Genomic DNA, 25,782 nt, shown 5'->3' with positions numbered 1-25,782 from the left:
CAGACCGCGCGCCAAATCTGGGCCAGCGTCTTTTGCGCAGAAAGCCAATTGAAATGTTCCTCGCCCAGTCCCAGGCCCATGGCCAGGGCGGGGAACTGAGACGTTCGATCACGCTGTTTCAGCTGACCATGTTCGGCGTCGGCGCCACCATCGGCACCGGGATTTTCTTTGTGCTGGCCGAACAGGTGCCGGTCGCGGGGCCGGCGGTCCTGTTCGCGTTCCTGATCGCGGGTTTCGCCGCCGGGCTGACCGCGCTGTGCTATGCGGAAATGAGCTCGATGATCCCGGTTTCGGGGTCCAGCTATTCCTATGCCTATGCCACGCTGGGCGAAGGCCTTGCCTTTTTTGTCGCCGCCTGTCTGGTGATGGAATACGGCGTCTCGGCCGGGGCCGTCGCCGTGGGCTGGAGCGAATATCTCCACAACCTGCTTTTGATCACCACCGGCTATGAACTGCCGCGCGCGCTTTTGCACGCGCCGCTGGTGGCCGAGGGCTATTCGCTGAAGCTGGGGGGTGAGGGGTATATCAACCTGCCGGCGGCAATTCTGGTCGGCATGTGCTGTGTGCTGCTGGTGCGCGGCTCGCGGGAATCGGCGCGCGCGAATGCGATCATGGTGATCATCAAGCTGGCGGTGCTGGCGCTCTTTATCGCCATCGCTCTGACCGCGTTCCGGGCCGAGAATTTCACCCCCTTCGCGCCCCATGGCTTTGCCGGCGTCAGCGCCGCCGCCGGGTCGATCTTTTTCACCTTCGTCGGTCTCGACGCGGTTTCGACCGCCGGCGAAGAGGTCGAGAACCCGCGCCGCAACCTGCCGCTGGCGATCATTCTGGCACTGATCATCGTGGTGAGCTTTTATCTGCTGGTCACGCTGGCCGCCCTTGGCGCCCAGCCGCAGGACGCGTTCGAAGGACAAGAGGCCGGGCTTTCGGTCATCTTGCAAAACGTCACCGGCTCGACCATCCCCTCGGCGATCCTGTCGGCGGGGGCGGTGATTTCGGTCTTTTCGGTGACGCTGGTGGTGCTTTACGGCCAGACGCGGGTTCTGTTTGCGATGTCGCGCGATGGCATGCTGCCGCCGATCTTCAGCCGGGTGAACCCCCATACGCTGACGCCGACGGCGAACACGATCATCGTCGGCTGCGTGGTGGCGGCCATCGCGGCCTTCCTGCCCTCGGCGGTGCTGTGGGATCTGACCAGCATGGGGACGCTGGTCGCGTTCACGGTGGTTTCGGCGGGGGTGATCATCCTGCGCTATCGCCGCCCGGACGCGCCGCGCGGCTTCAAGGTGCCGTTCTTTCCGGTGCTTCCGATCCTCAGCATCATCTCGTGCCTTTACCTGATCTCCAGCCTGTCGCTGATCGTCTACAAGCTGACGGCGATCTGGGCGATCCTGGCGGGGATCATGTATATCTTTTACTCCTCGCGGAACTCGATCCTTGAACCGGGATCGGCCGCCAACCCGGATGCCGCCGAATGAAACGCTTTCTGGTCGGATATTCGGCGGACAAGGGCGGGTGCGAGGCGTTGCGCCTGGCCGCGATGCTGGCGCGTTCGGCCGGCGGCCAGGTGATCGTGGCGGTGATCCTGCCGGAAACATGGGACCACCCGTCGCCCGCCATGGTCGATGTGGAATATGCCCAGTTCCTGGAACGGCATGCCGAAAAGACATTGCAACAGGCGCGGGCCGAAATGCCCGCCGGGATCACGGCCGAATTCCTGCATCACCACGCAGCGACGGCCAGCGCCGGCCTGCTGGCGCTGGCCCGCGACATGGCGGCGGATGCGATCGTGCTGGGCTCGTCGCGCAAGGCGCCGATGGCGCGCTTTCAGGAAGGCACCGTCGCCAGCGAGATCCTGCGCAGCGCGCAGGTGCCGGTGGCGCTTGCGCCGCGCGGATATGTGGCCCCCGATGCCGGCCTGTCGCGCATCACCTGCGCCATCTCGGCATCCGGGCATTCGCTTGCGCTGGCGCATGAGGCGGGCCGGATCGCCGAGGGGTTTCACGTCCCGCTGCGGCTGGCGACCTTTATCGTGCGCGACCGCCAGATGTATCCCAGCGGCGCGGGCTATGATGTCGAGAACATGGTCTCGAACAAGTTCCGCGCCCAGGCGCTGGCGGTGCATGACCAGATCCGCGCCGCGTGGGACGGCCCGCTGCCGCCGCAATCCGGGCTGGGCGACGGGCGCACCTGGAAAGAGGCGGTCGCAGATCTGACCTGGCAACCCGACGAGATGCTGGTCATCGGATCAAGCCGGCTGGGCGGGCTGTTGCGGGTCTTTGTCGGTTCGAATTCAGGCAAGGTGCTGCGCCATGCGCCGGTGCCGCGCATGATCGTGCCGCGCATCACCGAATAGGCCTGCCCGAAACGCTTTCCGGCGGCGTTCAGACCGCCAGAAAGCCCCCATCCACGGGCAGGATCGCGCCCGAAATCATCGCGCTGTCATCCGACAGAAGCATGGCGATGCTTTGGGCGACCTCATCGGCCTCGGCAAAGCGGTTCAGGGGGTGGCGCACCATCATCGGCGCGCTTTTCGCCGGGTCCGACCATGCCTCGGCCGCCAGTTCGGTCAGGGTGATCGTGGGCGCGACGGCGTTCACGCGGATGCCATGGGGGCCAAGTTCCTTGGCCAGCACCCGCGTCGCACCGTCCAGCCCGGCCTTGGACGCGGCATAGCACAGATGATCCTGAAAGCCGCGATGCCCAGCAATCGAGGTGATGTTGACGATGGCGCCGCCGCCGCCCGCCGCCACGCGGGCGCGGGCAAATTCCTGACAGGTGATCAGCGCCGCGCGCAGGTTGATGCCAAGCACGGCCTCATAGCCGGCCTCGGTCATGTCGAGCACGCTTTCCAGCACGTTGATGCCGGCGCTGTTGATCAGATAATCGCAGGTCCCGGCCTTGGCCATCGCGGCGCGGGTGGCGGCGGGATCGGCCAGATCGACGGTGATGCTGCGCCCGCCGATTTCCGCCCGCAGGCTGTCAAGATCCGCTGCGGTGCGGCTAAGTGCTATGACCTCGGCGCCGCGCGCGGCCATGACGCGGGCACAGGCGCGGCCGATGCCCTTGCCCGCGCCGGTGATGATGACGGATTTGCCGGAAAACTGCATGGGTCCCTCGTGATATGGATCAGCCGGCAAGCCCGGCCATGGATTGACGGATTTCGCGCGCCGCCTGTTGCAGGCGCAGGAACGCGGCATAGCGCAGGTCATGAACCCGACGGCTGGCCACATCGGGCGCGCAGCTGGTTGCGATGCGCGACATGGCGGGCATGGCGGTCCGCAGGTCGGGATAGACCCCCGCCGCCACCGCGCCCAGCATGGCCGAACCCAGAAGCACCGGCTCGGCGCATTCGGTGATCTCGACCGGGCGGGCGGCCGCATCGGCCAGAAGCTGACGGGTCAGCGGATGCGCCCCCGCCCCGCCCGAAACGCTGATCGTGGCGATGGGTGCGCCATGTTCGGCCTGGGTCTCGATGATCTGGCGCAGCCCGTAACCCAGCCCGCAGATCCCCGCGACATAAAGCGCGACCAGCGAATCCGGGCCGCTTTCCATCCCCTGCCCCATGATGACGGCACGGGCATGGGGATCGGCAAAGGGCGCGCGGTTGCCCAGAAATTCCGGCACCACATGCAGGTCGTCCGCCAGCCGGGTGGCGGCGCTGGCCGAACCCGCAAGCTGCAAGGCCCGGTCGGCCAGCCATTGCGGCAGCGACTTTCCCGCCGCCTGAGCAAGCGCCCCGGCCTCGGCTGTGGCGGGATGCAGCTGGATCAGCTGGTCGATGGCGGCGCCGGCGGCGGACTGGCCGCCCTCATTTAGCCAGGCGCCGGGCACCATGGCGGAATAATAGGGCCCCCAGACGCCGGGGACGAAAGCCGGATCGCGCGTCGTGGTCATGGTGCAGGACGAGGTGCCAAAGACATAGCCAAGACAGGCCGTTGCATCGCCCCCGGCGGCGACCGTGCCCACCCCGCCGGCATGGGCGTCGATCAACCCCGCCGCCACCGCGACGCCGGGGCGCAGGCCCATCTCGGTCGCGGCATCGGCGGTCAGCCCCCGCCCCAGCGCGGTGCCCGGGTCGACCACGCTTTGGCCGATGCGGGCGAAATCCTGATCGGCCAGATCACCCAGACCGATCTGACGGAAATAGCCCGCGTCCCAACGCCCTTCATGCGCCAGATAAGTCCATTTGCAGGTGACCGTGCAGGCCGAGCGGTCCAGCGCCCCGCTGGCCTTCCATGTCAGGAAATCCGTCAGATCAAAGAAATGGACGGCCTGCGCATAGACGTCCGGCCGGTTCTCGGCCAGCCACAACAGCTTTGGCGTTTCCATCTCGGGCGAGATGCGGCCGCCGACATAGCGCAGGACCTCATGGCCCTGCGCGTTGATGCGTTCGGCCTGCCCGACAGCGCGATGGTCCATCCACACGATGATGTCGCGTTCGGGATGGGCGGGGTCGCCCACGGACAGGGTCTGGTCGCCCTGCCCGCGCACCACCAGCGAACAGGTGGCGTCAAAGCCGATCCCCGCGACATCCGCGGGGTCGATCCCGGCGCGGCTGACCGCCTCGCGCACCGAGGCGCAGACCGCGCCCCAGACCTGTTCGCTGGATTGCTCGGCGATGCCGCCATCCTCGCGATGCATCTCGACCGGGCGTTTGGCGGTGGCCAGCAACTGGCCTGCCGCATCAAAAACGCCCGCCCGGGCCGAGCCGGTGCCGACATCCACGCCGATCAGGTATTGGGCCATGCCGCGTCCTTTCGTCCTTGGACCGCGCCCTTAGACGCGGTCGAAATTGGTAGGCAGGACCAGCATATCGCGGATCGTCACCGTGCGCTTGCGGGTCAGCATATAGACGACCGCATCCGCGACCTCTTCGGGGTCCATCAGGCTGCCCGATTCCTTGGCCTTGCGCAGGTTTTCCTCGGGCCAGTCGGCCAGCAGCGCCGAGACAACCGGCCCCGGCGAGACCTGCGCGACGCGCACGCCATGCGGGATCATCTGGCGGCGCATGCCCTGGACGAAGCTGGTGATCGCCCATTTCGAACCGGAATAGACCGGTTCCCAATAGGTGGGGAAATGGCCGGCGATGGAACAGGTGACGATGATGTCGCCGGTCTTGCGCGCGCTCATATGCGGGACGACGTCGCGGACGTTCTTCATCACCGCATTGACGTTGAGGTTCAGCATCCGGTCGATGGCGTCATTCGTCGTCTCGGTCAGGTCGCCGCCGATATAGGTGCCGGCATTGCAGTAAAGAATGTCGATGTGATCGACCTTGGCCAGGATTTCCGGCACCATGGCCGCGCAGCTTTCGGCATCCAGAAGGTTCGTGACCTGCGCGATGGCGCGGGGACCCAGATCCGCGACCAACGCGTTCAGCGCGGCCTCGTTCCAGTCGACCATGACGACCGTCGCGCCCTGATCCAGCAGCGCCCGGGTGGTGGCAAGGCCGATCCCCGATGCGGCCCCGGTGATGACGGCGATCTTGCCTTGAAGCGATTCAGACATACTCTTCTCCTGAAAAATGGGGTGACGGCCGGCTCAGCGCCATTCGCGGCCGATATAGATGGCAAGCAGGATGATGGCGCCCTTGATGACGTCCTGAAGATAGGGGTTGATGCCCATCAGGTTCAGACCGTTGTTCAGAATGCCCAGCAGCACCGCCCCGATCAGCGTGCCAAGGATCAGCCCGCGCCCGCCGGAAATCGCGGTGCCGCCAAGGACGACCGCGGCGATGGCGTCCAGTTCAAAGCCCACGCCGGCATTCGGTTGGCCGCTCATCAGCCGGCCGGTCAGAATGATGGCGGCCAGCGCGGCGGTCAGCCCGGAAATACCATAAACGGCCAGCTTGACCCGCTGGGTCTTGACGCCCGACAGCCGTGCCGCCGTCTCGTTGCCGCCAAGGGCATAGACATGGCGGCCAAAGGGCGTGCGCTGCAACAGAACCCAAGCCGCGGCATAGATCACGACCATGATGATGACCGGCACCGGAACGAAACCCACGCGCCCGACCCCGAACCACGAGATCCAGCCCGGAATGCCGCTGATCGGATAGCCGCCCGAATAGATCAGGCCCAGACCGCGCGCCATCCCCATGGTGGCCAGCGTGACGATGATCGCCGGCATCTTGCCCCATGCGACCAGCACGCCATTGGCAAGCCCGATGCCCAGCCCGATGAAAATCCCGATCACCAGCGCGAGCGGCGCCGGCAAACCCATATTCACCATCATGCCGGTGCCCAGCGTGCCGACCAGCGCCATCACCGCGCCCACCGACAGGTCGATCCCCCCGGTCAGGATCACGAAGGTCATGCCGACCGCCAGAATGCCCACGACCGAAACCTGCCGCAGCACGTTCATGATGTTGCTGAGGCTGAAGAAATTGTCGCTGGCAAAGCCCATCAGGACCGACACGACGATCAGCCCGATCAGCGGCAGCGCCAGCGGCGAATGCAGGATGCGGCCAAGCCCCGCGCCCGATTTTCCGGCCGCGCCGGTGTTTGTGTCATGCGACATGTTCAACTCTCCCGGTCGTGGCATGGGTCATGATGTTTTCGGAATTGATGGCCGCGCCCTCGACCGTGGCCACGATCCCGCCCGAGCGGAAGACGCAGACCCGGTCCGACATGCCGATCACCTCGGGCAGTTCCGAGGACACCATGATGATCGACCCGCCGGCGGCGGTGAATTCGCGCATCAGCGCATAGATTTCGGCCTTTGCGCCGACATCGATGCCGCGCGTCGGCTCGTCAAAGATCAGCACCCGCATGTCGTGGTTCAGCCAGCGGGCGATGACCACCTTTTGCTGGTTGCCGCCCGACAGCGTGTCGACACGCGCATTCGGCCCCTGCGCCTTGACGCGGACCTGCGCCATGGCGGTTTCGGTGCAGGCGCGTTCCTTTTTCAGATCGATGAACCAATGTCCCTGGCGATATTTGCCGTAATTGTTCAGCGAGATGTTCTGAAGGATCGAAAAGCTGGTGATCAGCCCCTGTTCCTTGCGGCTTTCGGGCAAAAGCCCGATCCCCTGCATCAGCCCGTCGGCCGGATCGGCAAAGCGTTTCTCGACGCCGTCCATCCTGAGCCGGCATTGCGCGGCCGGCCAGGCGCCCAGCATGGCCAGCACGGTTTCGGTGCGCCCCGAGCCGACCAGCCCGGCAAAGCCCAGAATCTCGCCCTTGCGCAGGGTAAAGGCGGATACCGGACCGCCCTTTTTCAGCTGCACCTTCTCGACCTCGATGATCGCGGGGGCGGCCGGATCGGCGGCGGGTTTGGGCGGAAAGCTGTTTTCGATGCGGCGGCCGACCATCATTTCGACCAGCCGGTCATTGTCCACATCCGACACCGCACAAGAGGCGACGAATTCGCCATCGCGCAGCACGGTGATGCGGTCGCAGATCTCGAATATCTCTTCGAGGTGATGCGAAATAAAGACGATGGCGACACCCTGCCGGCGCAATTCGCGCATGACCTTGAACAGGTGCTCGACCTCCGAGGGCGTCAGGGTCGCGGTGGGTTCGTCCAGAACAAGGATACGGGCGTTCAGCGACAGCGCCTTGGCGATCTCGACGAATTGCTGTTCGGCCACCGAAAGGCGGTTCACGGGCACGTCCATATCCACATCGACCGCCAGCTGGCGCATGATGTCGCGCGCCCGCACCCGCATCGCCCGGCGATCCAGCAGGCCCAGCGGCCCGCGCAATTCGCGCGCCAGAAACATGTTTTCGACGGCGTTCAGATACGGGATCAGGCTGAATTCCTGAAACACGATGCCGACGCCGGCGGCAATCGCCTCGTCGTAATCGGCGAAATGGCGTTCCGTGCCCTCGATGCGGATCACCCCTTCCGAGGGTTGGATGATGCCGCACAGGATCTTCATCAGCGTGGATTTCCCGGCGCCGTTCTCGCCCAGAAGGGCGTGCACCTCGCCGGCGCGAACCTCAAGATCGACGCCATGCAGAACCTCGATCCTGCCAAAGCTTTTCCTGATACCTGTCAGTTCCAGCATGATGCCCCTCATCTTGTGTGGCGGGAAAAGGCCCGCCCCCACGCGGCGCGCGGGGACGGGAGGCGGGAAGGAACCTTACCAGCTGAATTCAGCCGCGTTCTTGGCGTCGACGACCATCACGTCGATCGGCACTTCCTTCGGCACGACGCGCGCGCCCCATTTCTGTGCCAGCGCCATGGCCAGACCGACGCGGACCTGATCGCGCGGGAACTGGGCCGTGGTCTCGATGAAGGGACCGCCCTCGGCGATGGCCTTGACCGCCTCGGGGGCGCCGTCCACCGATACCAGCTTGATATCCTTGCCCGAGCCCTGAATCGCAGCCAGCGCACCCATGGCGCCACCATCGTTGACCGAGAAGATGCCGGCCAGGTTGGGCTTGGACTGGATCATGTTCTCGACCACACCCAGCGCGACCGAACGGTCCTGACGGCCGTTCTGGGTATCGACCAGCTGGATTTCCGGGAATTCGGCCAAAGCCGCCTTGCAACCCTCGACGCGCTGCAGGATCGGCACGACCGGAATGCCGTCGAGGATCGCGACCTCGCCCTTGCCGCCCAGCGCATCGCCCAGATATTTGCACGACAGATAGCCCGCATCGCGGTTCTTCGAGCCGACAAAGGTGTCGACGGGGCCGTTCGCATTGGCGTCCACCGCCACGACGATGACGCCGGCGGCTTTCGCGGCGTGAACGGCGGCCTCGATCCCGGCGCTGTCGGTCGGGTTCAGCAGCAGGATATCGATGTTTTGCTGCAGCATGTCCTCGACGTCATTGATCTGTTTGGCGACGTCATGGCCGGCATCGGTGACCACCACCTCGGCGCCCAGATCGGCGGCGGCCTCGTTCAGCGCCTCTTGCATCGAGACGAAATAGGGGTTGTTCATTTCCTGAAACGTCATGCCGATTTTCAGCTTGTCCTGCGCCAGAGCCGGCGCCGCCAGCAGCGCAAGGACGGCCGAGGCGGTCAGAAGGGTCGTTTTCATCAGAGATAGCCTCCCAGTTGGATGCGGCAGGAATGCCCTGCCCGTTTCCGGGCGGCGGCTTCGTCGCCCGAATTGGTGAAAGCCGTGCTTGCGGTCGGCCCTATTCCGCCATGACCAGCGCCTTGTTGGCCGCGAAGGTGGTGCGGAATTGCGACGGCGACATTCCCTTGAGCTTGAGGAAATGCCGGTTGAAGTTCGACAGGTTCGAAAACCCGACATCGTAACAGATTTCGGCCACCCGGATGTCGGGATCGGTCAAGAGCATGTGACAGGCCAGATCGACCCGCAACTGGTTGCGATAGCGCACCAGCGTGGTGCCGGTATGGCGCTTGAAGGCGCGCGAGAACGCGCTTTGGCTTTGCCCGACCATCTCGGCCAGATCGCCCTCATCGACCTGTTCGGTCAGATGTTCGCGCAGATGCGACAGCGCCCGATTGATGCCGCTGTCGCTGGTCTGGCCCAGATCCAGCTCGAAGCTGAGGCTGGCCAGCACCTCGGGTTCGGGCGCGCGCGCCAGCTGGTCCAGAATGTCCCAAAACAGCGCCAGGCGGCGCAGGCCCTGCGCCTCGATCAGGCGCTTCATGCGCGGGCGGATGCGGGCGCTGGTATCCTCGTCGAAAAGCAGGCCCCGGCGCGAACGTTCCAAAAGCGGGCGCAGCGCCTCCATTTCCGGCATGGCGGCGACCGAATCCTCGATGAAATCCTCGGGGAACTGGATCACCAGCGAGCGCAGCGGCACCGCCTCGCCGGGGGCGAGATCGCTGATCCAGTTCTGCGGCAGGTTCGGCCCCGTCATGATCAGCTGGCCGGGGCCAAAGCTGCCGACATGGTCACCGATATAAAAGGTGCCGGTGGTCGCGGTCACCAGATGGATTTCGTATTCGGGATGATAGTGCCAGCGCACGGTGCGGAACGGATAGCCATGCATCCACGCGGCGAAGGATTCGCCTTTGCGGATATGGACCAGTTCCAGATCGGGCTGCATTTCCATCCTCCTTGGCACCGTGCGCCGCCGGGTGTGGCGGTCGCCCCCCTCTCCTCGGGTTGGGGGCGCGTGACGGTGACGACAACCATAGGCGCGGGGGTGATACGCGCTCCACATCAGCGCGCAAGAATTAACGATACTTTTTTAACCGGCCCCGCGTGAAAATAGTAGAAGCGTGCGCCCCAGCCGCAAAGCGCCCGCCGCCGCATAGCAGAAAGCCGGCGCCGCATTGCAGCGACACCGGCCCGGCCATAGTGAAAAAATCGTGGTTTTGACGCGGTTTTGTGGCCTAAGCCCGGGAATCCGGCAGAGCTTTCAGCTGTGGATATGCGGCGCGATAGGCCTCATACTTTTTCGCATAGGCAGCGGCCAATGCGGCATCGGGCGCAATTTCGGCGCGAACCGCGGGTGGGGCGAATATGCGTGCGGATGTATCGCCCGTCGCACAGGCCGCCGCCAGCTTTGCCGCACCAAAGGCCGCGCCGAAATCGCCATCCTCGGGTTCCAGCAGCGTAAGCCCGGTGGCCGATGCCATGATCCGCAGCCATGCGCGCGAACGCGCGCCCCCGCCGACGGCATAGGCCGCCTCGATCGGGGTTCCGGCCTTGCGCAGCGCATGGACGCAATCGGCAAAGGCAAAGGCCACGCCCTCCATCACCGATTGCGACAGATCGGCAAGCCCGGTGGCCCGGCGCAGCCCCCAAAAGGCGCCCGTCGCATCGGGATCGTTCAGCGGCGTCCGCTCGCCGGACAGATAGGGCAGAAAGCCGACCGGCGACGGCGCGGCGACATTTTCCGGCACCATAGCCGCCAGTTCGGGCACCGTGCGCCCGGTGATTTCCGAAAGCCAGGTCATGCTGTCGGTGGCCGACAGGATCACCCCCATCTGATGCCATGTCGCGGGCACCGCATGGCAAAAGGTATGGACCGCATCGCCGGTATTGGGCGCATAGGTTTCCGTCGCCGCGAACAGCACCCCCGAGGTGCCCAGCGACAAAAACCCCGTGCCCGGCACCATCACCCCCATGCCGCAGGCGGTCGCGGCATTGTCGCCCCCGCCCCCCGCGACCGGCACGCGCGCCACGCCCCAGCGTTCGGCCAGATCGGCGCGCAGCCTGCCCGACACATCGCTACCCTCGACCAACGTTGGCATCTGCGCGCGGTCAAGGCCCGTCGCGGCCAGCAATTCGTCCGACCAGTCGCGCCGCGCCACATCGAGCCAAAGTGTGCCCGCCGCATCCGACATTTCGCCGACATGCTCGCCCGTCAGCCAAAGCCGCAGGTAATCCTTGGGCAAAAGCACCTTGGCCGTGCGCTCAAAGATCTCGGGCTCGTTCTCGGCCACCCAAAGCAGCTTGGGCGCGGTAAAGCCCGCCATGACCAGATTGCCGGCGATGCCGTGGAAATCGGCCCGCGCCGCCAGTTCCGCGCATTGCGGCCCCGAACGCCCGTCATTCCACAGGATACAGGGCCGCAGCACCTGATCCGCGCGATCCAGCAGCGTGGCCCCGTGCATATGCCCCGAAAGCCCGATGGCCCGCAGCCGCGCCATCGCCTCCGGGTGCTGGCGGGCCAGATCGCCGATGACCTTTTCGGCCCCCGCGATCCAGTCGGCGGGATCCTGTTCGGACCAGCCGGGATGCGGCCGGCTGACGGTCAGGGGCGCATGTGCCACGCCGATGGTCGCGAAATCATCATCCACCAGCATCGCCTTGATGCCGGATGTTCCCAGATCCAGTCCCAGATACATCCCCGTCCCCTTATGCCGGCATCACGATCTGTAGTTTGACATCGGTATCGCGCGCCTCGACCGCACGGTCAAAGCCGGCGATGCTGTCGGCAAAGGGGATCGAGGCCGAAATCAGCGGCTTCAGGTCCACCTTGCCCGACGCGATCAGCGCAATCGCCCGGTCATAGACATTGGCATAGCGGAAAACCGTCTCGACCCGCAATTCCTTGGCCTGAAGGGCGACGATATCGACCGGCACCGGATCGACTGGCATGCCGACCAGCACGATCGCGCCGCCGGGCCGGGCATGGGCCGCCATGCCAAGGATCGCGGGCGCCGCCCCCGAGCATTCAAAGACCACATCCGCGCCCCAGCCATCGGTCGCCTCGGCCACCGCCTCGGCCAGCGGGCGGTTGCGGATATTGACGGTCTCGATGCCGTCATAGGCCCCGATGATGTCCAGCTTGGGCTGCGCCAGATCGGCCACGATCACCCGCGCACAGCCCCCCGCCAGCGCCGCCAGCGCCACCATCATGCCGATGGGACCGGCCCCGGTGACCACCGCCACATCGCCCGGCTGGATACGCGCGCGCAGCGCGGCCTGCATGCCGATGGCAAAGGGTTCGACCATCGCGCCCTCGGCAAAGCTGACATTTTCGGGCAGCTTGTAGGTAAAGGCGGCGGGGTGGATCACCTCGGGGGTCAGGCAGCCATGGACCGGCGGCGTCGCCCAGAAGGTCACCGCCGGATCGACGTTATAGATGCCCAGTTTCGCCGCGCGCGAGGTCGGATCGGGGATCCCCGGCTCCATGCAGACGCGGTCGCCGGGTTTCAGATGCGTGACCTCGGCCCCGGTCTCGATCACGGTGCCGGCCGCCTCATGGCCCAGCACCATCGGCGCGTTGACGATGAAGTGGCCGATCTTGCCATGGGTGTAATAATGCACGTCCGAGCCGCAGATACCGACGGTATGCGTCTTGATGCGGACATCCCTGGGCCCCAGCGTGCCGGGAATGTCGAATTCCCGCAGCGAGAGTTTGCCCTTTTCTTCCAGAACCAGCGCTTTCATCGCGTCCTCCCATACAGCCCGATTGGTTTGATGAATGGGACGGAGCGGCAATGTAAACAGAAACCCGCCGGCGGGGCGTTTCTTTGCCATGGTCGGGAAAAATTCTATCGGAGGCGCGGAAAAATTCACTCAGCCGGGGTGTTTTCCATGCACGGATTCCGCCGGAATCGCGGCCGCGGCGCAAGGGGTGATTCGCGCCGTCGCGATATGTTGGGGGATGTTTTCGGGACGGCCCGCCTTGCCCGGTCCGAACGGTGGCACAAGCGGGCGGCGGCGCACAGGCCCGCGAACGACCCGAATGGGCGGCGCGGGCCACCCGGGCAAGGGCCACGCCCGGATGATGTCACCGGACGCGGCCCTTGCGGCTTATTTCATCAGCCTTGCCTTGATGACCGGCCCGGCGGCGCCGAAATCCATCTGTCCGGCGTGGCGGGCGCGCAATTCGGCCATGACCCGGCCCATGTCGCGGATCGATTCCGCGCCCAGATCGGCAATGGCCTTGTCGATGGCGGCCGCGGCCTCGGCCTCGTCCAGTTGGCGCGGCAGATAGGACTGGATCACCCGGATCTCGTCCTCTTCGCGCTCGGCCAGTTCAAGCCGGCCGCCCTCTTCATAGGCCTTGGCCGATTCCTGACGCTGTTTGACCATCTTGGACAGGATCGCGATCAGATCCGCCTCGGTCAGGCCGCCCTGCTCGCCGCCCTCGGTGCGGGCCGCGATCTCGCGGTCCTTGATCGCCGCCGAAATCAGCCGCAGCGTCGAAAGCCGCGCGGTTTCCTTGGCCTTCATCGCGTCTTTCGTATCGGCCAGAATGCGTTCACGCAGTGCCATCTGATCCCCTTCGCAATATCATCGCGGGGTGGTGCCCGGCTTCGTCCCCGCCGTCAAGCCTTGCCCCACCGGCCGCGCCCGCCCGGCGGGCCGCCCTGCACGCAACCCCGACCCGCGCGCAAAGTTCCGAAACCGGCCCCGTTCCGGCTTGACGCGCGCGCCCCCTTTACCTAGTTTCCCGGCGATTTAGCCGGAGAGTCGCAGATGCCCCAGAAACCGACCGCTTGTCTTGCACTTGCCGACGGCACCGTTTTCTATGGCCACGGCTTTGGCGCCACCGGCGAAGTGGTGGCGGAACTGGTCTTCAATACCGCCATGACCGGCTATCAAGAGATCATGACCGATCCCAGCTATGCCAGCCAGATCGTCACCTTCACCTTCCCCCATATCGGCAATACCGGCGTCACCGCCCAGGACGACGAAGCCGCCGAGCCCGTCGCGTCCGGCATCGTGGTGAAATGGGACCCGACCGAGCCTTCGAACTGGCGCGCCAGCTCGGATCTGGTCGACTGGATGGCGCGGCGCGGCCGCATCGGCATCGGCGGCGTCGACACCCGCCGCCTGACCCGCGCAATCCGCCAGCAAGGCGCCCCGCATGTCGTGCTGGCCCATGATCCGAACGGGAATTTCGATATCGCCGCCATGGTCGCCCGCGCCCGCGACTGGAAGGGGCTGGTGGGCCTTGACCTCGCGCGCGAAGTCAGCTGTCAGCAAAGCTATCGTTGGGACGAAGGGCTGTGGTCCTGGCCCGGGGAATTCGACCGTCCCGACACCGCGCAGCCGTTTCGCGTGGTGGCCGTGGATTACGGCGCGAAACGCAATATCCTGCGCTCGCTGGCGCAAAGCGGTGCCGAAGTGACGGTCCTGCCCGCCACCGCCACCGCCGAGGATGTTCTGGCCCATAACCCCGAAGGGGTGTTTTTGTCGAACGGCCCGGGCGATCCGGCCGCGACCGGCGAATATGCCGTGCCGATGATCCGCGAATTGCTGGCCCGTGACATGCCGATTTTCGGGATCTGCCTTGGCCATCAGATGCTTGCGCTGGCCCTTGGGGCCAAGACCGTCAAGATGAATCACGGTCATCACGGCGCCAACCATCCGGTCAAGGATGTCGAGACCGGCAAGGTCGAGATCACCTCGATGAACCACGGGTTCGCCGTCGATGCCCAGACCCTGCCCGATGGCGTGATCGAAACCCATGTCAGCCTGTTCGATGGCAGCAATTGCGGGCTGCGCATGACCGGCAAGCCGGTGTTTTCGGTCCAGCATCACCCCGAGGCCAGCCCCGGACCGCAGGACAGCGCCTATCTCTTCGAGCGTTTCGCCGGGGCCATGCGCGAACGCCGCGCCTGACCTTACGTCAACCGGCTGAAACCACGACACGATTAACCGCTTCTTAACCTTGGCCATGCCAAAGAGGATCGACCTGATCCAGAAGCGGAATCGTGCATGGCCGGCGCAGCCCTCATCCAGCCCATCCCCCTTCGGGCCTTGCCAGCCGATCCAAAGGCGGTGGGGGGATCCGTCCCCTTCCCGGCCAGCGCGCCCGCGCAACTGGTTGCGCCACGCGACATCCGCCCCCTGGGCCAGATCCTGATCGAGGATGGCGCGGTCGATCCCCACAACCTGATGAAGGCGCTGGTCATGCGCCAGCGCCAGGCCGTCCGGCTGGGGGAAATCCTGCTGGCCAATGGCTGGGTCCAGGAAGAGGCGCTGACCCGTGCGCTGTCGCGGCAATGGCGGTCCAGCATCGTCGATCTGGCGGCGCTGCCACCCGATCCGCGTCTGGTCGATCAGATCGGGGCGAATCTTTGCCTGTCGGCCGGTGTCGTACCCTGGCGGCGGATCGGGGGCGTGACCTTTATCGCCACCGCCCGCCCCGAGGATTTCGCCGGCTTCCGCGACACCCTGCCAAAGCGGTTCGGCGCGGTGCGCATGCTGCTTTGTTCGGAAACCGCCGCGCGCGAGGCGATACTGGCCCAGCGCCGGACGACCCTGATCCGGCAGGCCGAAACCCGCGTCCCGGCCAAGGAAAGCTGCCGGACACGCAACGAACGCCGCACCGGCCGTATCGCCACGATCCTGATCGCGGTCACCCTTTTGGGACTGATCCTGGCGCCGATCGCGGTGATCGCGGTGGTGACGGCCTGGGCGCTGCTGGCCCTGATCGCGTCGAGCGGTCTCAAGGCCTTGTCCTTCTGGGCGATCCTGCGCCAGACCGCGCGGCGTTCGGCGCAAGACCGCGCCATCGGTCAGGGGCGCGCCACCCCGCCCGAAATGACCGCGCCGCTGCCGGTGATTTCGGTCATGGTGCCGCTCTTTTCCGAGGCGGATATCGCCGACAAGCTGATCGGCCGGCTGTCGCGGCTGGATTACCCGCGCGAATTGATGGATATCCTGCTGGTGGTCGAGGAAACGGACAAGATCACCTGTCAGGCGCTCGAGGACGCGGCCCTGCCCCGCTGGATGCGGGTGGTCAAGGTCCCGGACGGCCCGATCCGCACCAAGCCCCGTGCCCTGAACTATGCGCTGAACTTCTGTCGTGGCACGATCATCGGCATCTGGGATGCCGAGGACCGGCCCGAGCCCGATCAGCTGCACAAGGTCGCGCGCGGCTTTCATTTCGCCGCGCCCGACGTCGCCTGCCTGCAAGGGGTGCTGGATTATTACAACCCGCGCACCAACTGGCTCGCGCGCGCCTTTACCATCGAATATGCCGCGTGGTTTCGCGGCACGCTTGCGGGTGCGGCCGCGCTGGATCTGGTCGTGCCGTTGGGGGGGACGACGCTGTTCTTTCGCCGCGACCGGCTGGAAGAGATCGGCGCCTGGGACGCGTGGAACGTGACCGAGGATGCCGATCTTGGCGTGCGTCTGACCCGGCGTGGCTATCGCACCGAAATGCTCGACACCGTCACCCACGAAGAGGCCAATTGCCGTCTTGTGCCCTGGGTCAAGCAAAGGTCGCGTTGGCTCAAGGGGTTTGCCATGACCTGGGGCGTACATATGCGCGACCCGGTCGGATTGTGGCGCGATCTGGGCAGCCGGCGTTTTCTGGCCCTTCAAGTGCAGCTTTTCGCCTCGGTCTCGCAATATCTGCTGGCGCCGGTGCTATGGAGCTTCTGGTTGCTCAGCCTTGGCCTGCCGCATCCGATGCGCGAGCTTTTGTCCGAAAAGCTTGGCGGTCATGCCATCACGGCCCTGTTCGGGGTTTTCATCCTGTCCGAACTGCTCAGCATCGCCATCGGCATGTGGGCCGTGCGCGGGCGGGCGCATCGCCACCTGTTGCCCTGGGTGCCGACGCTGCATCTGTATTTCCCGCTGGGCTGTCTTGCCGCCTGGAAGGCGATCTATGAGGTGGTGATGAAACCCTTCTACTGGGACAAAACCCAGCACGGCATTTTCGACGCCGCACAGGAAGAGCGGCCCATTTCCACGGGACCGACTGTGACCGAGGGGCGGCTGGTCCCCTATCCGACAGCGGGCAACGCGGCACCTGTCGACGGTCACCACGCGATGGGCACGGTTGCTTGCGACACCGAGGACAGCCGGGACAGGGCGCCAACGCTGATCCCGATGCTGGGCGAGGTGGGCTAACGCCGGCCTAGGGCGGATCCGCGCGGATCCGCCATCCGGGTGCTATCCCATCGTCGCGGGGGCGCGCGCCCGCACTGGCCTAGGGCCTGGCGGTGGCGGGTTCCGGTCCGGGATCTGTCTGGTCCCCGTCCTCTTGCTCCGCGCCTTCCTGGTCGCCGTCTTTCTGGTCGCTGACTTCCGCCTGCATGGCCGCATCGATGATCGCGCCGGCCGCTTCGACCGTCTCGCTCAGCATGGCCGCCAGCCGCTCAAGGCTTTCCACGCCCACCTCGCGCAGCAAAAATGCCTGCCCGCCCTTGCCCAGACTGTCCATATCCAGCGGCTTTTCGGTCAGCAGGCGGCCGGAGCATTGCAGATTCCAGAGAAATCTGCGCGCCGAGGCCAAAACACGCGCCGGCTCGTCCCCGATCAGCCCGCCACGTACCCCCGCGCGCAGCTGCGCCTGCGCGGCCCGCGCCGGTGCGGCCGTGCGCAGCGCAAGCGATTGGGCCAAAAGCTCGATATCCTGCAAGCGCCCGCGCCCGATCTTGGCCTCCCATGCGCCATCCGGCGCTTTGGCGGCAAAGATCCGGGCACGCATGTCGGCCAGATCCGAAAGCACGGCCGGCGCCCGGCCCCGGCGTTCCAGAACCTCGACGCGCAACGCCTCGACCTCATTGCCAAGCGCATGCGCATCGGCCCCACATGTGCCCACGACCCGCGCCCGGGTCAGCGCAAGATGTTCCCATGTCCAGGCCTCGGTCATCTGATAGTCGCGAAACGACTGGACAGAGGTCGCGACCGGCCCCTGCCGACCCGAGGGGCGCAGCCGCATATCGACCTCATAGAGACGCCCGGCCGAGGTCGGCGCCGAAAGCGCGGTGATCATCGCCTGCGTCAGCCGCGCATAATAGGGCCGCGTCGCCAGGGGCTTTGGCCCATCCGATCCGTCCTGACCCGCCGCGTCATAGATCACGATCAGATCCAGATCCGAGGCCGCATTCAACTGCCGCGCACCAAGCGATCCCATCCCAAGCGCGACGGCCCCGCGCCCGGGTGCGGGCCCATGCCGGCGGGCAAATTCATCGGCCACGACCGGAAACAGCGCCGCCACGGCGGCATCGGCGATATCGGCATATTGGCCGCCCGCCTCTTCGGCGCCGATCAGACCGCGCAGGTGATGCACCCCGGTGCGGAACTGCCATTCATGCGCCCAGCGCCGGGCCGCATCCAACGCACGTTCATAGCCGCCATCGGGCGCGGCCAGAACGGTGGCAAGGTTATCCTCAAGCTGGCTGCGCAGCCCCGCCGCGCCGGGCCATTCGGAAAAGAAACTGCCGCCCAAGACGGCGTCCAGAACCTCGGGTTGCTGGGCCAGATAATTCGCCAGCCCCGGCGCCGTGCCACAGATATCGGCGATCAGCTCGATCAGCTGCGGATTGGCCTCGAAGAGCGAGAAAAGCTGCACCCCGGCCGGCAATCCGGCCAGAAAACTGTCGAAACGGGCCAGCGTCTCGTCCGCATGATCGGCACCCGTCAACCGGGTCAAAAGCTCTGGCTCGATCCGGGCGAAAACGGCCCGGGCGCGTTGCGTCCGCAGCGCCGGGTAACCGCGCCAGCGTTCCACCATGGCCTCGGCCTCGGCGGAAAGCGGGGGCCGGCTGCCGCGATCCGAGGGCGCGAAGAAATCGCCGGTCAGCGCCTCGACCCGCTCAAGCCGCGTGGCAAGGCGGGCCGACCAGGCGCCGGTATCGGCCTCACCCATCATGCGGGCGACGATGTCGATCCCCTCGGACGCGACCGGCACGGAATGGGTCTGGGCATCGTTGACCATCTGGATGCGATGCTCGATCTCGCGATGTTCACGGTAATGATCGGTCAGTTCCCGCGCCACCGCCTCGGGGACCCACCCCTTTTCGGCCAGCCGGGCCAGGCCCTCGACGGTGCCGCGCACCCGCAGATCGGGGTCGCGGCCGCCGGCGATCAGCTGCCGGGTCTGGGTGAAAAACTCGATCTCGCGAATCCCCCCCTGTCCCAGCTTCATATTGTGGCCGGGCACCGCGATGCGGCCATGCAGCCCCTTATGTTCGCGAATGCGCAGGCGCATGTCATGCGCATCCTGGATGGTGGCGAAATCCAGATGCCTGCGCCAGACAAAGGGCCGCAATTCGCGCAGGAACCGCTCGCCCGCCGCAAGATCGCCGGCACAGGCACGCGCCTTGATATAGGCGCTGCGTTCCCAGGTCCGGCCCTCGGCCTCATAATAAGCCAGCGCGGCCGAGATCGAGATGCAGACAGGCGTCACCGCCGCATCCGGGCGCAGCCGCAAATCGGTGCGGAAAACATATCCCTGATCAGTGTTGTCAGACAGGATCGCCGCCGCCTTGCGCGTCGCCCGGATCAGGCTGGCGCGCGCCTCATGCAGATCGTCGGGGGCATAGGCGCTGTCGTCATAAAGAACGATCAGGTCGATATCCGAGGAATAGTTCAGCTCACCCGCGCCCATCTTGCCCATGGCAAGCGCGACGATCCCGCCCGCATCCGCCGAGGTTTCGGGCAGTTTGCGGCGCGCCTGCTCGGCCGCGACATGAACGCGCAGGGCAAGATCGGTGGCACGGTCGGCCAGACCCGTCAACGCGCCGGTAACCTGTTCCAATTGCCAGACCCCGCCCAGATCGGCCAGCGCCGCCCAAAGCGCCACGCGGCGCTTGGCCCGGCGCAAGGCTGGGCCCAGTTCATCGGCGGAAAGCGTCTCGAAACCGGCGGTTTCGCGGTCCACGACATCGTCATGCCGCAAGGCATCGCCGAGCCAGTCGGCCTCGCGCTGGATCAGACCGGCCAGATAGGGGCTGCATCCCGCCGCCCCCCTGATCAGGTCGCCCAGACGCGGATCGGCGATCCCCGTCTCCTCAAGCGCGGACTGTCCGCGGTCGCGGTCTGCGGGAATGGGAAGGCGGGTGATGCGGTCGGCGAAATCCATGCGCGCAGCCTAATCGCGGCGCCGGCAAGGTCAATCCGGACAAATTCGCCGCGCGCCGGGACGACGCGAACCCCCATGACGAAAATTTCCGGGAACTTCTTGCGGTTTCCAAGCTTGGCGAGTGGAAATTCTGTTGTTAGGCTTTGCCGGAATATTGCCACGATCCAGTAGTTTTCATTCGCACCCCATGCGCGCACCGACCGACATATATCGCCCCCTGCGTGACGCGCGCATGCTGCACCCGGCTTTCCAGGGGGCTGCTGATGCGACATAGCCTGCCGCATGCACCGCAATTCTATGTGACGGCGCCTCAGCCCTGTCCCTATCTGCATGGCCGCGCCGAACGGAAACTGTTCACGGCGCTGGCCGGTGATTCGGCCAATGAGCTGAACAACACCCTGTCCCGTCAGGGCTTTCGCAGATCCCAGAACGTGCTTTACCGGCCCAGTTGCGAAAGCTGTGTGGCCTGCATGTCGGCGCGTATCCGGGTTTCGGGCTTTTCGCCGTCGCGCACGCAGCGCCGCGCGCTGCGCAAGAATGGCCATCTTCGGCGGCTGGCGACCAGCGCCTGGGCGACCGAGGAACAATACGACCTCTTCCGGTCCTATCTGGATGAACGTCACGCCGATGGCGGCATGGCCGATATGGATATCTTCGAATTCGCCGCCATGATCGAGGAAACGCCCGTCCGCACCCGTGTGATCGAATACCGCACCGGTTCGGGCGATGGCTCGGCGCCCGATCAGGACCGGCTGGCCGCCGTCTGTCTGACCGATGTGCTCGATGACGGGCTGAGCCTAGTCTACAGCTTTTACGATCCCGCCTTGGAAAGCGCGAGCCTGGGGACCTATATCATCCTCGACCATATCGAGCTGGCGCGCAGCGCCGGCCTGCCCTTTATCTATCTGGGCTATTGGGTGCCGGGCAGCCGCAAGATGGATTACAAGGCGCGTTTCTCGGCGCTGGAAATCTATAAGGGCGGCGTCTGGCAGCCGATCGGCGACCCGGAACAGCACAGTTCCGACATTCATCCGCTGTCCATCGATCCCATCGTCGAACAGGTCGCGCGGATTACGCTGCCGCAGAACCGCAGATAATTACCGAAAATCGCGCGAACAGGAAACAATGTTTCCCAAAACGCCCCTGCGGGGTCATTTTATTGGATAATCGGCATTGACCGCTGCTCGCGCTGCCCATAGTTTCCTGCGGCGCAGCATGGCCCCGGCCAGCCGCGTGTCACTTACAGATGGAGAATGGGCATGTCCCGAGAAATGACCGGTGCAAGGATGGTTATCGAAGCTCTGCGCGATCAGGGCGTCGACACCGTATTCGGCTATCCGGGCGGGGCGGTACTACCCATCTATGACGAGATTTTCCAACAAAACGACATCAAGCATATTCTGGTCCGCCACGAACAGGGCGCCGTCCATATGGCCGAAGGCTATGCCCGGTCGACCGGCAAGCCGGGGGTCGTGCTGGTCACGTCGGGGCCGGGGGCGACCAATGCGGTCACCGGCCTGACCGATGCGTTGCTGGATTCGATCCCGATCGTCGTGTTGACCGGGCAGGTTCCGACCTTTCTGATCGGCACCGACGGCTTTCAAGAGGCCGATACCATCGGCATCACCCGGCCCTGTACCAAGCATAACTGGCTGGTCAAGGAAACCGACGAGCTGGCGGCCACCATCCACAAGGCGTTCCATATCGCGACCTCCGGGCGCCCGGGACCGGTGCTGATCGACATCCCCAAGGATGTGCAATTCGCCACCGGCGGCTATGTCGGCCCCAAACAGATCGAAACGCCCAGCTATCAGCCCGCGAAAAAGGGCGACATGAGCGCGATCACCCGTCTGGTCGAACTGATGGAAAAGGCCGAGCGGCCGATCTTTTACACCGGCGGCGGCGTCATCAATTCTGGCACGGCCGCCAGCCAGCTTTTGCGCGAACTGGCCGATGCGACGGGGTTTCCGGTCACCTCGACCCTGATGGGGCTGGGCGCATATCCGGCATCGGGCAAGGGCTGGATCGGCATGCTGGGCATGCACGGCCTCTATGAGGCGAACATGGCCATGCATGATTGCGACCTGATGATCGCGGTCGGCGCGCGCTTTGACGACCGGATCACCGGACGTGTCGCGGATTTCAGCCCCGGCTCGGTCAAGGCCCAGATCGACATCGACCCCAGCTCGATCAACAAGATCATTCATGTCGACCTGCCGATTGTCGGCGATGTCGGCCATGTGCTTGAAGACATGCTGAAAATCTGGAAATCGCGCGGGCGCAAGACCAATGCCGAAGGGCTGCGGACATGGTGGGCGCAGATCGAACAGTGGAAGGCCGTGAAATGCCTTTCCTATCGCAACTCGGACAAGGTCATCAAACCGCAATACGCGCTTGAGCGGCTTCAGGCGCTGACGGCGGCAAAGCGGCCCTATTTCACCACCGAGGTCGGCCAGCATCAGATGTGGGCGGCGCAGTTCCTGCATTTCGAGGATCCGAATCACTGGATGACCTCGGGCGGGCTGGGGACGATGGGGTATGGTTTGCCGGCCTCGATCGGGGTGCAGGTCGCCCATCCCGACGCGCTGGTCATCAATGTCGCGGGCGAAGCCAGCTGGTTGATGAACATGCAGGAAATGGGCACCGCGGTGCAGTTCCGCGCGCCGGTCAAGCAATTCATCCTGAACAACGAACGCCTGGGCATGGTCCGGCAATGGCAGCAATTGCTGCATGGCGAACGCTATAGCCAAAGCTGGTCGGAAAGCCTGCCCGATTTCGTCAAGCTGGCCGAGGCATTCGGCTGTGCGGGGCGCACCGTTTCGGATCCGGCCGAACTGGACGCGGCCATTCAGGAAATGATCGACTATGACGGTCCCTTCATCCTGGATGTATTGGTCGAGAAACATGAAAACTGTTTCCCGATGATCCCTTCGGGCAAGCCGCATAACGAAATGCTGCTGGGCGAGGCCTCGACCGATGGCGCCATCACCGGCGCCGGCGGCGCCCTGGTGTGATTTGAGAAAAGCGAGACGAACATGGCAGCACTGAACATCCAAAAGGGCGCGACCAGCCATTCGGCCTATGACCTGCGCGACCCCAATTCCCAGACCATCGAAAGCCATACGCTTGCGGTTCTGGTCGATAACGAGGCTGGCGTGCTGGCGCGCGTCATCGGCCTGTTTTCAGGGCGTGGCTACAATATCGACAGCCTGACCGTGGCCGAGGTCGATCACCTTGGCCACCGTTCGCGCATCACCATCGTGACGCGCGGCACGCCCTCGGTCATCGAACAGATCAAGGCCCAGCTTGGCCGTATCGTCCCCGTCCACGAGGTCCATGACCTGACCGTCGAGGGCAACAGCGTCGAGCGTGAGCTGGGTCTGTTCAAGGTATCGGGCAAGGGCGAAAAGCGGGTCGAGGCGTTGCGGATTGCTGAAATTTTCCGCGCGAGCGTCGTGGATTCGACGTTGGAAAGCTTTGTTTTCGAAATTACCGGAACGCCTGAAAAACTGGATGCGTTCGCGGATCTGATGCGGCCGTTGGGCCTGTCGGATCAGGCCCGGACCGGCGTCGCCGCACTCGCGCGCGGCGCATAATCGCAATCAGCGGGTGGCCGCAAGCCTGAGCGGCTGCCCCGGCTGCGCGATATCGACATTCGAGACGACGCGCAGGGCGGGCTGATTCGCGGCGGCGGGTTCGCCCATGCCGCGCAGCAGGTCGGGCAGATCGGACCGCCGGTTTCCCGAAACCGGTGCAACCGCGCGCGCATGGCGCAGATCGTTGACGGTCTCGTATTCCAGTTCAACCAGATCGCCCGCATCGGGCCAATCGCACGCGAAAGCCAGGTTGTCGCGACCCTGCAGATAGGCCAGGGAACCGTGATCTTCGCACCAGATCACGGCCTTCTCCTTAGCCGGACTGCTCCACAGAATGACCCCGATCATAGATGCTCCTTAACCAATTTTGTTGGGCAAAGACCGCCCCAGCAATACACAAGCAGGTAACTATCGGCAGAGTCCCGCCCATGAAAGCAGTTTTTCACCAACTACTCTTGAGTTACGTAAGGTTAACGCGGCAGAAAAAATTTGAAAACGATGAACTTGCCGGTTGAGCCGGGAAAATGCGCAAATTTTGCATTTAATATCAATGTGCGCCGGACAGCCTGCCGACCGGTGCAGCAAGGCAACAGTCTGGCAGTTTTTATTGCACGCGTCCCGCACGATAGTCGGACATGGCCCGGGTGACCTGTGCCATGCGCGCGGCGTTGGACGGATGCGTGCCTAAAATTTTATCACCGGGATCGGGGATTCTGGCGAAAAACTGCGCGCCGTGTTCGGGATCGAACCCGGCGTTCAGCGCAATGATGGCGCCCAGATAGTCGGCCTCAAGCTCCCAATCCTTGGAATAGAAACGAGAACCGAACTGTGCGCCGATGTCCTGCGCGTTCTGGATCGCGTCGGAATTGCCGCCATAGGCGCTGGCCAGCCCGCCCAGGATCACCGCCCCCATCGCCGCCGCGCTGGATTTGCGGTTGATATGACCCAGAATGTGGTGGCTGGCCTCGTGCCCGACGACGAAGCCCAGCTCATCGGCATTCCGCGCCTCGCCGATCAGGGACAGGGTAAAGCCGATGATCGGCCTGCCCGTCGAATCGATGGTCTGAAAGGCGTTGGGTTCCAGTCCCGGGCGATCGTCGACGACGAACTGGAAATCGCAGTTGATCGGCTGGGTGCGGCGCTGGACGCATTCGCGTTCGACGGCCGGCTCCATGCGCCGGATCACCGCGACAAAGGACCGCGCCGAGGTCCGCGCATCGCGCGGCAGATCGGGCGACGGCGCGACATCCACGGTCGGGCGCGGCACCGGCACACCCTGCGGCTGCTGAACCGGCGCGACCGCACACCCCGCCAAAGCCAGCACAAATGCCGCCGTCAGCCAACCCTTGATCATCTGCCCTGCCCTGTCCGTACGCACCGATACCGCGGTTGCCCGCCTGCTTTCGCAACACTCTAGCCGCGGCCTTGGCCCATCGCAAACCGCTGTCTTGCCGCCCCCCTCATATCACGCGATTGTTGTGAAAGACTGAATCGGAGGGATCACCATGTTCACCATCGAGCACGACTTCGATGCCACCGTCATCACCCTGATCGACGAGCTTTCGGAGGATGCCGCCGGCAGCCGCCCCCTGAACGAGGATGTCGTGATCCAAAGCTTCGACGACCGCATCATCGTCGAACAATACGACCCAGACACCGGCGAGCTGGCGCAGATCGTCCTGACCATGGAACAGCTTGAAGAATTGCGCGCCGCGCTGAACCTGCCCGAGGGGAATTACCGGCTGGAACGCCGCTAGTCGATCCGAAACAGCTTGTCACGCCCGCTGGCCCCGCGCAACAGGACCAGCCGCGTTTTCGCGATCCCCAGCGCCTTGGCCAGCAACTTGATGACGGCGGCATTGGCCTTGCCGCTTTCGGGGACGGTGGTGACCATGACGCGAATCGCCTCGCCCTCAAGCGTGACGGCATTGCGCGAGGCGCGTGGGGTCACGCGCACCGCGATCACAGCCCCGGGTTGCGCAAGGTGGCTCAGTTCGGTCATGGTCCCTTGAACCTTTGACGGGGCG

22 protein-coding genes are annotated in these 25,782 nt (G+C 65.0%); 8 read left to right on the top strand and 14 right to left on the bottom strand.

Going from position 1 to position 25,782, the window contains the following annotated elements; all coding sequences use genetic code 11:
• The first annotated feature begins 53 nt into the window (after positions 1-53).
• Together ACFOMH_RS11390 and ACFOMH_RS11385 are read left to right on the top strand one after the other, a co-directional pair.
• Positions 54-1,478, top strand: a complete 1,425-nt coding sequence (locus ACFOMH_RS11390; RefSeq protein ID WP_377744587.1) for an amino acid permease — start codon at positions 54-56, stop codon at positions 1,476-1,478.
• Complete coding sequence (locus ACFOMH_RS11385; protein WP_377744585.1) at positions 1,475-2,356, top strand: universal stress protein; 882 nt, start codon at positions 1,475-1,477, stop codon at positions 2,354-2,356. Before ACFOMH_RS11390 ends, ACFOMH_RS11385 begins: the two co-directional genes overlap by 4 nt.
• 28 nt (positions 2,357-2,384) lie before the next feature.
• Here ACFOMH_RS11385 and ACFOMH_RS11380 read toward each other — a convergent pair whose 3' ends face one another.
• The 10 genes from ACFOMH_RS11380 to ACFOMH_RS11335 all read right to left on the bottom strand — a co-directional run bounded on the left by ACFOMH_RS11380 (position 2,385) and on the right by ACFOMH_RS11335 (position 13,606).
• Positions 2,385-3,110, bottom strand: a complete 726-nt coding sequence (locus ACFOMH_RS11380; RefSeq protein ID WP_374423047.1) for an SDR family oxidoreductase — start codon at positions 3,108-3,110, stop codon at positions 2,385-2,387.
• 19 nt (positions 3,111-3,129) lie between these two features.
• On the bottom strand, positions 3,130-4,749 hold the full coding sequence (locus tag ACFOMH_RS11375; protein ID WP_377744583.1) for an FGGY-family carbohydrate kinase: 1,620 nt from the start codon (positions 4,747-4,749) through the stop codon (positions 3,130-3,132).
• A 30-nt stretch (positions 4,750-4,779) separates the two neighbouring features.
• Positions 4,780-5,511, bottom strand: a complete 732-nt coding sequence (locus ACFOMH_RS11370; RefSeq protein ID WP_374423043.1) for an SDR family oxidoreductase — start codon at positions 5,509-5,511, stop codon at positions 4,780-4,782.
• Between the two features lie 33 nt (positions 5,512-5,544).
• Positions 5,545-6,519, bottom strand: coding sequence for an ABC transporter permease (locus ACFOMH_RS11365; RefSeq protein WP_374423041.1), 975 nt, complete (start codon positions 6,517-6,519; stop codon positions 5,545-5,547).
• Complete coding sequence (locus tag ACFOMH_RS11360; RefSeq protein WP_377744581.1) at positions 6,509-8,011, bottom strand: sugar ABC transporter ATP-binding protein; 1,503 nt, start codon at positions 8,009-8,011, stop codon at positions 6,509-6,511. Before ACFOMH_RS11360 ends, ACFOMH_RS11365 begins: the two co-directional genes overlap by 11 nt.
• Positions 8,012-8,086: 75 nt before the next feature.
• On the bottom strand, positions 8,087-8,992 hold the full coding sequence (locus ACFOMH_RS11355) for an ABC transporter substrate-binding protein (protein WP_377744579.1): 906 nt from the start codon (positions 8,990-8,992) through the stop codon (positions 8,087-8,089).
• A gap of 100 nt (positions 8,993-9,092) precedes the next feature.
• Positions 9,093-9,977 (bottom strand): helix-turn-helix domain-containing protein, encoded by an 885-nt coding sequence (locus ACFOMH_RS11350; RefSeq protein ID WP_374423035.1) that lies wholly within the window; start codon positions 9,975-9,977, stop codon positions 9,093-9,095.
• A gap of 289 nt (positions 9,978-10,266) precedes the next feature.
• On the bottom strand, positions 10,267-11,727 hold the full coding sequence (gene xylB / locus ACFOMH_RS11345; RefSeq protein WP_377744577.1) for a xylulokinase: 1,461 nt from the start codon (positions 11,725-11,727) through the stop codon (positions 10,267-10,269).
• 10 nt (positions 11,728-11,737) lie between these two features.
• Positions 11,738-12,775 carry an NAD(P)-dependent alcohol dehydrogenase gene (locus ACFOMH_RS11340; RefSeq protein ID WP_374423031.1) on the bottom strand — a complete coding sequence of 346 codons (1,038 nt, stop codon included), beginning with the start codon at positions 12,773-12,775 and terminating at the stop codon, positions 11,738-11,740.
• 366 nt (positions 12,776-13,141) lie between these two features.
• Positions 13,142-13,606, bottom strand: a complete 465-nt coding sequence (locus ACFOMH_RS11335; protein ID WP_374423030.1) for a GatB/YqeY domain-containing protein — start codon at positions 13,604-13,606, stop codon at positions 13,142-13,144.
• 204 nt (positions 13,607-13,810) lie between these two features.
• On the opposite strand from ACFOMH_RS11335, the gene carA reads away from it, so the two are divergent.
• Both carA and ACFOMH_RS11325 read left to right on the top strand, forming a co-directional pair.
• Positions 13,811-14,959: a glutamine-hydrolyzing carbamoyl-phosphate synthase small subunit gene (gene carA / locus ACFOMH_RS11330; RefSeq protein ID WP_377744575.1), complete on the top strand. Its 1,149-nt coding sequence runs from the start codon at positions 13,811-13,813 to the stop codon at positions 14,957-14,959.
• Positions 14,960-15,055: 96 nt separating this feature from the next.
• Positions 15,056-17,200: a glycosyltransferase family 2 protein gene (locus tag ACFOMH_RS11325; protein WP_377744573.1), complete on the top strand. Its 2,145-nt coding sequence runs from the start codon at positions 15,056-15,058 to the stop codon at positions 17,198-17,200.
• 79 nt (positions 17,201-17,279) lie between these two features.
• Here the strand turns inward: ACFOMH_RS11325 and ACFOMH_RS11320 are convergent, their stop codons facing one another.
• Positions 17,280-20,159 (bottom strand): [protein-PII] uridylyltransferase family protein, encoded by a 2,880-nt coding sequence (locus tag ACFOMH_RS11320; protein WP_377744571.1) that lies wholly within the window; start codon positions 20,157-20,159, stop codon positions 17,280-17,282.
• Positions 20,160-20,422: 263 nt separating this feature from the next.
• On the opposite strand from ACFOMH_RS11320, the gene ACFOMH_RS11315 reads away from it, so the two are divergent.
• The 3 genes from ACFOMH_RS11315 to ilvN all read left to right on the top strand — a co-directional run bounded on the left by ACFOMH_RS11315 (position 20,423) and on the right by ilvN (position 23,755).
• Complete coding sequence (locus ACFOMH_RS11315) at positions 20,423-21,256, top strand: arginyltransferase (protein ID WP_374423021.1); 834 nt, start codon at positions 20,423-20,425, stop codon at positions 21,254-21,256.
• A gap of 162 nt (positions 21,257-21,418) precedes the next feature.
• Complete coding sequence (locus tag ACFOMH_RS11310) at positions 21,419-23,173, top strand: acetolactate synthase 3 large subunit (RefSeq protein WP_377744570.1); 1,755 nt, start codon at positions 21,419-21,421, stop codon at positions 23,171-23,173.
• 21 nt (positions 23,174-23,194) lie between these two features.
• Positions 23,195-23,755 carry an acetolactate synthase small subunit gene (gene ilvN / locus ACFOMH_RS11305; RefSeq protein ID WP_377744568.1) on the top strand — a complete coding sequence of 187 codons (561 nt, stop codon included), beginning with the start codon at positions 23,195-23,197 and terminating at the stop codon, positions 23,753-23,755.
• Positions 23,756-23,761: 6 nt separating this feature from the next.
• On the opposite strand, the gene ACFOMH_RS11300 is transcribed toward ilvN, so the two are convergent.
• Together ACFOMH_RS11300 and ACFOMH_RS11295 are read right to left on the bottom strand one after the other, a co-directional pair.
• Positions 23,762-24,103, bottom strand: coding sequence for a hypothetical protein (locus ACFOMH_RS11300; protein ID WP_377744567.1), 342 nt, complete (start codon positions 24,101-24,103; stop codon positions 23,762-23,764).
• Positions 24,104-24,359: 256 nt separating this feature from the next.
• Positions 24,360-25,109, bottom strand: a complete 750-nt coding sequence (locus tag ACFOMH_RS11295; RefSeq protein ID WP_377744565.1) for a M48 family metalloprotease — start codon at positions 25,107-25,109, stop codon at positions 24,360-24,362.
• A gap of 151 nt (positions 25,110-25,260) precedes the next feature.
• On the opposite strand from ACFOMH_RS11295, the gene ACFOMH_RS11290 reads away from it, so the two are divergent.
• Positions 25,261-25,512, top strand: coding sequence for a hypothetical protein (locus tag ACFOMH_RS11290; RefSeq protein WP_377744564.1), 252 nt, complete (start codon positions 25,261-25,263; stop codon positions 25,510-25,512).
• On the opposite strand, the gene ACFOMH_RS11285 is transcribed toward ACFOMH_RS11290, so the two are convergent.
• Positions 25,509-25,757 (bottom strand): DUF167 domain-containing protein, encoded by a 249-nt coding sequence (locus ACFOMH_RS11285; protein WP_374423011.1) that lies wholly within the window; start codon positions 25,755-25,757, stop codon positions 25,509-25,511. The two genes, ACFOMH_RS11290 and ACFOMH_RS11285, sit on opposite strands and share 4 nt — an antisense overlap.
• Between the last annotated feature and the right edge of the window lie 25 nt (positions 25,758-25,782).

The sequence above is a fragment of the Paracoccus mangrovi genome, from assembly GCF_042648425.1.
Classification (GTDB): domain Bacteria; phylum Pseudomonadota; class Alphaproteobacteria; order Rhodobacterales; family Rhodobacteraceae; genus Paracoccus; species Paracoccus mangrovi.
Note: the sequence above shows the minus strand (reverse complement) of the source record. Positions and strands in the feature narration are given on the sequence as shown.